Genomic DNA, 351 nt, shown 5'->3' with positions numbered 1-351 from the left:
GCATCGGCGCCGTGGTCATAGAAGATTTCCGAGCACGGGCCGCASGGGCCGGTGTCGGCCATCTGCCAGAAGTTGTCSGAGGCGTAGCGSGCGCCCTTGTTGTCGCCGATGCGCACGATGCGCTCGGCCGGCACGCCGACTTCCTTGGCCCAGATGTCGTAGGCCTCGTCGTCCTCGGCGTAGACCGTGACCCAGAGCTTCTCGGCCGGCAGCTGGTAGGTCTTGGTCAGCAGTTCCCAGGCGTACTGGATGGCTTCGCGCTTGAAGTAGTCGACGAACGAGAAATTGCCCAGCATCTCGAAGAACGTGTGGTGACGTGCCGTATAGCCCACATTTTCGAGGTCGTTGTGC

Annotated in this window: 1 protein-coding gene; it reads right to left on the bottom strand. The window is 62.4% G+C overall.

Annotated elements, in window-relative coordinates; genetic code table 11:
• Positions 1-351: alanine--tRNA ligase-related protein (locus AC1DKR_RS21515; protein ID WP_478035283.1), on the bottom strand; the 351-nt coding region annotated here is incomplete at both ends.

This window comes from Stenotrophomonas sp. 01N47, assembly GCF_056399165.1.
The sequence above is the reverse complement of the archived record's forward strand: the minus strand, read 5'-3'. Positions and strand labels throughout refer to the sequence as shown.